This window comes from Candidatus Neomarinimicrobiota bacterium, assembly GCA_041862535.1.
GTDB lineage: Bacteria > Fidelibacterota > Marinisomatia > SCGC-AAA003-L08 > TS1B11.
The window spans coordinates 1-7,603 of record JBGVTM010000053.1; the positions used below are offsets into that span (position 1 = coordinate 1).

The 7,603-nt window shown below is 47.9% G+C and carries 7 protein-coding genes; 2 read left to right on the forward strand and 5 right to left on the reverse strand.

All coding sequences use genetic code 11. From position 1 onward, the window contains the following. Nucleotides 1-226 precede the first annotated feature (226 nt). Entirely contained in the window at nt 227-1,186 is a 960-nt protein-coding gene (locus ACETWG_02140) for a methylenetetrahydrofolate reductase (protein ID MFB0515388.1), read from the reverse strand. A 28-nt stretch (nt 1,187-1,214) separates the two neighbouring features. Beyond that, entirely contained in the window at nt 1,215-2,063 is an 849-nt protein-coding gene (locus ACETWG_02145; protein MFB0515389.1) for a dihydropteroate synthase, read from the reverse strand. An 806-nt stretch (nt 2,064-2,869) separates the two neighbouring features. Between ACETWG_02145 and mtnA the strand changes: the two genes are divergently transcribed. After that, entirely contained in the window at nt 2,870-3,904 is a 1,035-nt protein-coding gene (mtnA, locus tag ACETWG_02150) for an S-methyl-5-thioribose-1-phosphate isomerase (GenBank protein MFB0515390.1), read from the forward strand. Continuing rightward, a complete protein-coding gene (locus ACETWG_02155; protein MFB0515391.1) occupies nt 3,897-4,499 on the forward strand; it encodes a class II aldolase/adducin family protein in 603 nt (200 codons plus the stop codon). Before mtnA ends, ACETWG_02155 begins: the two co-directional genes overlap by 8 nt. On the opposite strand, the gene ACETWG_02160 is transcribed toward ACETWG_02155, so the two are convergent. The 3 genes from ACETWG_02160 to ACETWG_02170 all read right to left on the reverse strand — a co-directional run. After that, nucleotides 4,485-5,738, reverse strand: a complete 1,254-nt coding sequence (locus ACETWG_02160) for an amidohydrolase (GenBank protein MFB0515392.1) — start codon at nt 5,736-5,738, stop codon at nt 4,485-4,487. The two genes, ACETWG_02155 and ACETWG_02160, sit on opposite strands and share 15 nt — an antisense overlap. Before the next feature lie 52 nt (nt 5,739-5,790). Further along, complete coding sequence (locus ACETWG_02165) at nt 5,791-6,885, reverse strand: CapA family protein (protein MFB0515393.1); 1,095 nt, start codon at nt 6,883-6,885, stop codon at nt 5,791-5,793. A gap of 535 nt (nt 6,886-7,420) precedes the next feature. After that, a partial coding sequence (locus ACETWG_02170) for a hypothetical protein (GenBank protein MFB0515394.1) occupies nt 7,421-7,603 on the reverse strand: 183 nt, incomplete at its 5' end.

The following is a 7,603-nucleotide window of genomic DNA, read 5'->3' on the forward strand; positions in this document are numbered from 1 at the left end:
CGCGAAGATAGTGCGCATAATGTTTCTAATAAGGTGTACAAAGGATCTGTGAAATGCAAAATATCTCTCATAGTTTTTAATTAAAACTGTTCAAAATTCTCTGAAAACGTACATTACCGTTAGAAAAATATTTGCTCGGATGTGTAATCCATATCTACATTTCATCCTACAATTTTCTTTATCTTTTTGATTATAAAGGCCTAATCTCAAAAATATCCTCATACAGTCATCTACTAAATTTATCCATAACTCCTTTTACTAATTTAATGTCATTAGTTACATAGATATGAACCGCGGGAACCCTCTCATCATTAACATAGCTCCTGATTTGTTTTTCGGCCCAGGATATGCCAATATTTTCTACCTCTTCTTGTTCTTTAACTTGCTCTATCTTATCAGATAATTCATATGGTATATCAATTTTAAAAACTCTTGGAATAGTCTTAAGTTGATTTTTAGTACCAATTATTTTTATTCCAGGAATAATAGGAATATTAATACCATTATCTCTACACATTTCAACAAACTTAAAGTAGATGTTAGTATCAAAACACATCTGTGTAACAATATAATCAGCTCCAGCTTCTACTTTGAACTTAAGATATTTTAAGTCAGTTTCCATGTTCGGCGCCTCGGGATGCTTTTCGGGATACCCAGCTACACCAATACAAAACGAAGTGTTGTCTCCTAGTCCATCCAGATAAATTCCTTTATTCATATCTCTTATCTGCTTAACTAAATCAATAGCGTATTCATTTATACTTCTACCACTTGTATGTTCCTTTCTATCACTTCTCTTAGCATCTCCTCTAAGTGCAAGAACATTCTGTATACTCATAAAATTTGAATCAATTAAAAAATCTTCGGTCTCTTCTCTTGTAAATCCTCTACATAGAACATGGGGTATCGCATCAATCCCATACTTCCACTGAACTAATGAACAAATACCTAATGTACCTGGCCTTTTCCTTTTAACTTCTTTCTCTATATTATTTGGCTTCTCTATATATCTTACTTCCGCCGAATGACTGGTGATATCAATAAATGGTGGCTTATATTTTACGAGATCTTCTACTATACTTATAAGATCTACCGCGCTTCCTCCTCTTTCAGGTGGAACTATTTCAAAACTAAATAGGGTTCCATTTCCCTTTGATGCTTTTTTTAAATGATCAACTACTTTCATTTTTCTGACCTTTAAATCATTTTTAATCTTAATAGGATTCTAAATATAATCCCTGTAAGATTTTCAATCGATCTAAACCCTGAGTATTAAGTATTTCTATAATTCCTTGAACATAATAATTTTCTTTATCTAATATTTGATACTTTTTCGATGGATTACCTATTATAGTATCTAATCCTTTAGGTATAGCTAAAGTTAGAAATGCATTTTCTATAAACAATCTTACTTCTTTTGGCAAGGAATGGGTAAGATTCGAAAGCCCAACAAGTATATGAACATCTTCTATGTGATTCCTTATTTCCGCTATAGCATCCAAAGTCAAATTAACCATTCCAGTAACATCTCCTCCAATTGGAGACATTCCTGGATCAATATAAATCTGATATGGTTTAAATCCAAAAGACCTATCAACGGCTCTATAAAATAATCTCTTGGCAGTTTCGCAAATTTCTTTTACTGTTAAATTTGAGTACTTAGATGTTCCTACCAATCTCTCAGAAACTAGAAGTATAACCTGGCACTCTTTTATTTGCCTTAAAGCAAGTACCTCTTCAATTCTTGATTCCGTTGCTGAATTTAAAATAGGAATACCATCTGATTTATTACTATCATAGGCATAGAGTCCTGCTTCTAATTTAGTAATATCATCGGAATCAAAACATAAAGGTAGGTTAACAACCTCCTGTACTGCTTCAATAGTACTTTCCATGTACTCAGCAGGTAATGGGCCTATGTTTATGTCAATATAGTTTGCCCCTTCTTCGGCTTGTTCTCTCGCAATATTTTGAATTCCAACAAAATCAAAAGACTTCAATAATCTTTCTATCCTTGGCGAACTATAATTTATTCTTTCAGCAATGATTGTTAGTTCATTCATCTCTATTATCCTTCCTCGTAATCTGCCATTCTAAAAATATAATGCCGAATTTTGTATAAATATAGGTAAAGTCTTAAGAGAGCCACTCAGTGCTGATTCCTTCCCCGGTGAATGGCGTTTTTAGCTGCTAGTCTCCCATTCATGTAGACCCATACCGAGGGGATTCCTTCGGAAGAATCCCTCAAGGCCATTTATGTGATTGCTCATATGATCGCTATATTAATCTTCCTGGTGTTTGAAAAGTCGATGGACATAGCCATTGGCTGCCAACCGGTGCAAGTCTTCCAGGGTCTGAGCGTACAATGGGACCCGGTTCCACCGGCGTGGTGCTCGAGGGAAGCAAGGTCTCGGACTCCACCTGCGGCACCATCTGAGCCCACACTTTACCACCAATCAGGGCCGGGCCGTGGCGGCTGACCACGCAAAAACCAACGGAGTCGGCGGGCCCATTCTCTTCGGATCAAACACAGTGGTTGCCAATCCGGGGACCATTCGTAGCGACACCTGCTGCAGCGTACCTTCCCGCTACGGATTGAACCGAGCCACTTTTAACCACAACGGGGGCAGGTTGGATGCTCTGGCATACATTAATATTAACAGCGTCAGTGACCGATCTGCGACCTTACCCGAAATTCTTATATGCTTGCATGTTTTCCTATTATTCATTAACTAATTATAGGTGGAAGCTTAGCTACTGGCATCTAGAAAGTCGGCTTTCAGCCCGCTGGATTCATAATGGAAAACAACCTTTGGCTGCAACGGGTACCCTGGTGGTTGAATAATGCCTTAAGTTATAGGGCTTTACGATGATCATCAATCAAAGACATTATCGCACGGTCTGGATGGAGGGGGGCGTGATTAAGACCATCAATCAGCTGCTTCTCCCCGCTCGCTTTGAAATAGTATCGCTCGGTCACTATTCTGAAGTTGCCGACGCTATCAATACTATGCTGGTACGGGGTGCGCCGGCCATCGGTGCCCTGGGGGCCTACGCCCTGGCCCAGGCCGTCAATCAACTAACCCGCCGTGATATGGGTCAGATCCAGGATGTAAAAACTACCTTGGAGCAGACCCGGCCAACGGCTCATGATTTATCGGACGGACTGCGCTATGTCTTCGATCGCCTGCTCAAAGCCGGGAAGCTTGAGCAAATGAAGGCCGCCGCTCTGGACGCGGCTGAAACCTATGCTGAACGCAGCATCGCGGCCTGCCGGCAGATCGGGAATCACGGAAAGGCGTTGATCAAGGACGGGGACCGGATCCTGACCCACTGCAACGCCGGCGCCCTGGCCACCGTTGACTACGGCACGGCCCTGGCTGTGGTACGAATGGCACACTACGACGGGAAAGCAATCTATGTATACGTCGACGAAACCAGGCCACGGTTGCAGGGTGCCAAGCTGACCGCCTGGGAGCTGTCCCAGGAGGGCATCCCCCATGCCATCATCGCGGATAATGCCGCCGGGCACTTCATGCGGCGGGGTGAGATCGATATCGTCATCACCGGGGCCGATCGGGTGGCAGCCAACGGCGATGTAGCCAATAAGATCGGGACCTACCAGAAGGCCGTGCTGGCCAAAGAAAATCAGATTCCGCTCTATATCGCGGCCCCGCTATCGACGATAGACCGGACGTGTGCATCGGGAGACGACATCCCCATCGAAGAGCGGGACGAAAATGAAATTCTCCATTTTGATGGTAAGCGGATAGCCCCGCGCGATAGCCCGGCCAGGAATCCCGCCTTCGATGTTACCCCGGCACGGTACATTCGGGGCATCATCACTGAAAAGGGCATCATCAAGCCTGAAGCGGTCCGAACCCTGGACAAGTCAAATGGCTGAGATATACTCAGGTCCCAAATTCCAGACGATTTTCAAGGCTCGCCAGCGCGTAACGGATGAGCGGCTACCGGAATTATCGGCCTGGTGCCGCCGGTTCTCCGAATACGGTCTGGCACCGGCAGCCGGGCAGGCCCACGCCGGAAACATGAGTATCAGAAGCGGGCAGGGTTTTATCATCACCGCCGCCGGTGCTGATCTGGGGAATATGCAGGCGGATGACTACGGGCAGGTCCTGGAAATGGACGTTGAGCGCAGGCGAGTCATTGCCATCGGGCTGAAGGAGCCCTCATCGGAGACTATTATGCATTCCAGCATCTACGAGCGCCGACCGGAGATAAATGCCGTTTTCCACGGCCACGATCCGTTAGTCCTGCAGTATGGTAGCGATTTAAATCTGCCGATTAGCGCGCGTGAGCAACCGTATGGCACGCTGGAGCTGGTGGGAGAAGTCCAGAAGGTGCTCGGAAGGCACTATTATATCGTGCTTCGGGGCCATGGCTTCCTGGCATTGGGAGAGACGATGGACCGGGCCGGAAACGAGGCCCTGCGCTATCACGATGCCGCCCTGGCGCTATTCCGGTCAGCGGCGCAGTAGGTCCCTGGCCACATCCTGGGCCCTTTGCTTTACCTCCTCCGCGCCCTCGACGATGCGGTCCTGCATCAATATCTTCCCGTCGCAGATGGTGGTATCTATACAGCTGCCATTGGCCGAGTAGACTAAATTGTGAATCAGGTCATGAAGGGGGGTCATGTGAACGTTGCTCAGATCAACCAGCAGAAGATCGGCCAGCCTGCCTTCCTTCAGTTCGCCGCCGTTGAGATTAAAAACCGGATTGGCGTGTACTGTGGCCAGATCGAAGACGTCCTGCGCCGGCAATGTGGCGGGATTCTTGGCGCTGAGCTTCTGCAGCAGGGTGGCAAATTTCATCGCTTCCAGCATGTCCAGATTATTGTTAGAGGCGCAACCATCGGTCCCCAGCGCTATACTGATGTTGGCCGCTTTCAACCTCTCATACGGGAAGATACCGGCGCTCAGCTTCATATTGGAAGTGGGGTTATAGATCACCTTTACCTGATGTTCCTGGAGGAGCTCGATCTCCCTCTCATTCACCCATATCACGTGGGCGGCGATGACGTTGGGACCTAAAAAACCGATGTCGTTCAGATACTCAATCGGTCGCCTTTTGTGGCGTCGAAGGCAGTCCTCCACTTCTTCCTGGGTTTCCGACAGGTGAATATGGATTGACAAACCGTTTTCTTCGGCAAAGTCCCGGGCCCATTGCAGGCTTTCAGTCGAGACCGTATAGAGGGCGTGAGGGCCTAAGGTGAATACGACCCGATCACTATACTGCTGCGTCTCCGCGAATAGTTTGCGGTTCAGATCGATCTGCTCTCTGGCTCGCTTCTCGTCGAAAAGGTCGATAAAAACGGCCGAGACGGCGGCCCTGATCCCCGAATCTTCAACGGCCCGGGCTACGCTGTGGTAATGCCAGTACATGTCATTGAAAAACGTCGTTCCGGATTCGATCATCTCCAGACAAGCCAGCCGTGTGCCCCAGTAGACATCTTCCTCAGTCAGCTTGGATTCGATCGGCCATATCTTTTTGTTCAGCCAATCATCGAGCAGCATGTCATCCGCCCAGCCCCGCAATAGCACCATTGCCGCGTGGGTGTGCCCGTTAATGAACGCTGGTATGGCCGCTTTGCCGTTACCATCCAGCACGTGGTCGGCCTTACACCGGATATCATTACCGATTTTTCGAATCTGCCGGCCCTCGACGTAAATATCCTGCTCAGCATTATTAACCAGAACGTTCCTGATCAGTATGCTCACGCAACGCCTCCTGTATGGATCACCGCCCCTGGATTAAATTGCTTTTAAGGGATCAATCCCATTGCAGCGTTAAGGTGTTATCCCGGTTCAATCGCACCCGGGTTCCAAACCTTTTGCCTTCCCTATTCAGGACATCTCGCAGCCACAGCACATCGGCCTTAGCCGCCCGATTCACTCGGAAGTTCCTGATCTGCGTCGGTGTCATTTGCAGATCAACCAGTTTTCCACTCGCGGGATCCACGCTCACGAAATACATCAAGGCCAGATCATCCCTGAACTTTTCATAGCCGCTGATACCTTCATAGTCGTTTAGAAAGTCACCGCAGCCGTAGATGACCAGTTTGTCCTTATATACTTCTATTCCTTTTACATGGTGAGAGGAATGTCCATGAACTACGTCCACACCGGCATCATCAATAAGTTTATGGGCAAATTGCATCTGGGTACGAGGAATATGATAACCCCAGTTACCCCCCCAATGAATAGAGACAACTACGATGTCTCCCTTCTGCTTCACCGCCCCAACTTCTTTTTTAATACCTTGGACTGTTTGATCAGATAAATCTCTTAACAGATTCGCACCGGGCTTATCGGCAGTGGCCGCCCAACTTATAGGTACCCCACCAATCACTGACCCGTAGGAAAACACAATCACCCGCCCCTTCCCTTTGACATCCAGCACTGCGGGAGCCTCGGCTTCCCTGAGATTCTGACCCGCTCCCGCTGTGCTTATATTCACTTTCCGCAACGTTTCCAGAGTCTCAGTAAGACCCGTATAGCCCCAGTCAAGAATGTGATTATTCGCGAGCGAGCAATAATCTATGCCGGCCGCCGTCAAGCAGGGAATATTCTCCGGATGCATCCTGTAGTTTATACCCTTGCCTTTCCAATAGTCGTTGCTCTTTGTTACGCTGGTCTCCAGATTGATTATCCTCACATCCGGCTTGACCCGGTCCAACTCTTCCAGGGCATCGCCCCAGATGTAAGCAAAGTCGACCGGTTGTTGAATCGGCCCGTTCGCCCTCTCGGCAAGCTCCACGTATCCCCTGGAACTTCTCATGTAACTCTCGTAGATGCGGGGATCGCAGGGATGGGGCAGCACCTGATCAATTCCCCGCCCGGTCATTACGTCGCCGCACATGAACATGGTGATCAGACTAGTACCTTTTGATGGCTTGGCCTCAGCTTCCTGATCGGCCTTTTTCACTCCCGAGAACTTCTTTTCAGGCGGTGCTTTTGATGACGCTTTTCGAATGGGTAGTCTATGGTGATGCGACCCTTGACCCCTTGTTGTCGTCCCTTCTCTAAGAGCCAATGTCATTAATGAAGTGAGAAGGAGAAATCCGGTGAGACCATAAAGGAGCAGTTTATTATACATTAGAAAATCACTATTCAAGAAATATGGAGCCGTGGCCCCGGACTGAGGCAGATAATGGGCGCAGCCGGGATTCTTCCGATTCAGCCTGCCCGGGCCTACGGTTGTGTCTCGACCTAGCCATAGCCTTTAAATATACTAAGTCCATCAGGTCGAGACTACTGAACTGGGGCGACCGCCGTAAGACACGCCACTTTTCCGGATACGGATGGTGGGAAGTCCCTCCCCCAGCACTTGCCCTTGTTCAATAAAAATGGCCTCAATCCGAGGCCATGTTCCTTTCAGCCGCATTTCGACCGGGCAATACTCAATCTCGCCGGACGACTGTCCCGATATCATCGGCAGCGGCGAGGGTGTCGCCGCTGATAATAAAGGGCCGAATGCCCTCGGAGTAGTGAACGGTCCCGGACGAATCAATGACCAGGGCGTATATGTCGGCCATGGCATTAACTGACCTGAGGCCCTCTTCGGGGCCCATAATAAATAGAGC

What these genes read in the sequence shown, in the direction of transcription:
- ACETWG_02140 (MFB0515388.1), bottom strand. Translation starts at nt 1,186, where the DNA reads ATGAAAGTAGTTGATCATTTAAAAAAAGCATCAAAGGGAAATGGAACC.
- ACETWG_02145 (MFB0515389.1), bottom strand. Translation starts at nt 2,063, where the DNA reads ATGAATGAACTAACAATCATTGCTGAAAGAATAAATTATAGTTCGCCA.
- mtnA (MFB0515390.1), top strand. Translation starts at nt 2,870, where the DNA reads ATGATCATCAATCAAAGACATTATCGCACGGTCTGGATGGAGGGGGGC.
- ACETWG_02155 (MFB0515391.1), top strand. Translation starts at nt 3,897, where the DNA reads ATGGCTGAGATATACTCAGGTCCCAAATTCCAGACGATTTTCAAGGCT.
- ACETWG_02165 (MFB0515393.1), bottom strand. Translation starts at nt 6,885, where the DNA reads ATGTTCATGTGCGGCGACGTAATGACCGGGCGGGGAATTGATCAGGTG.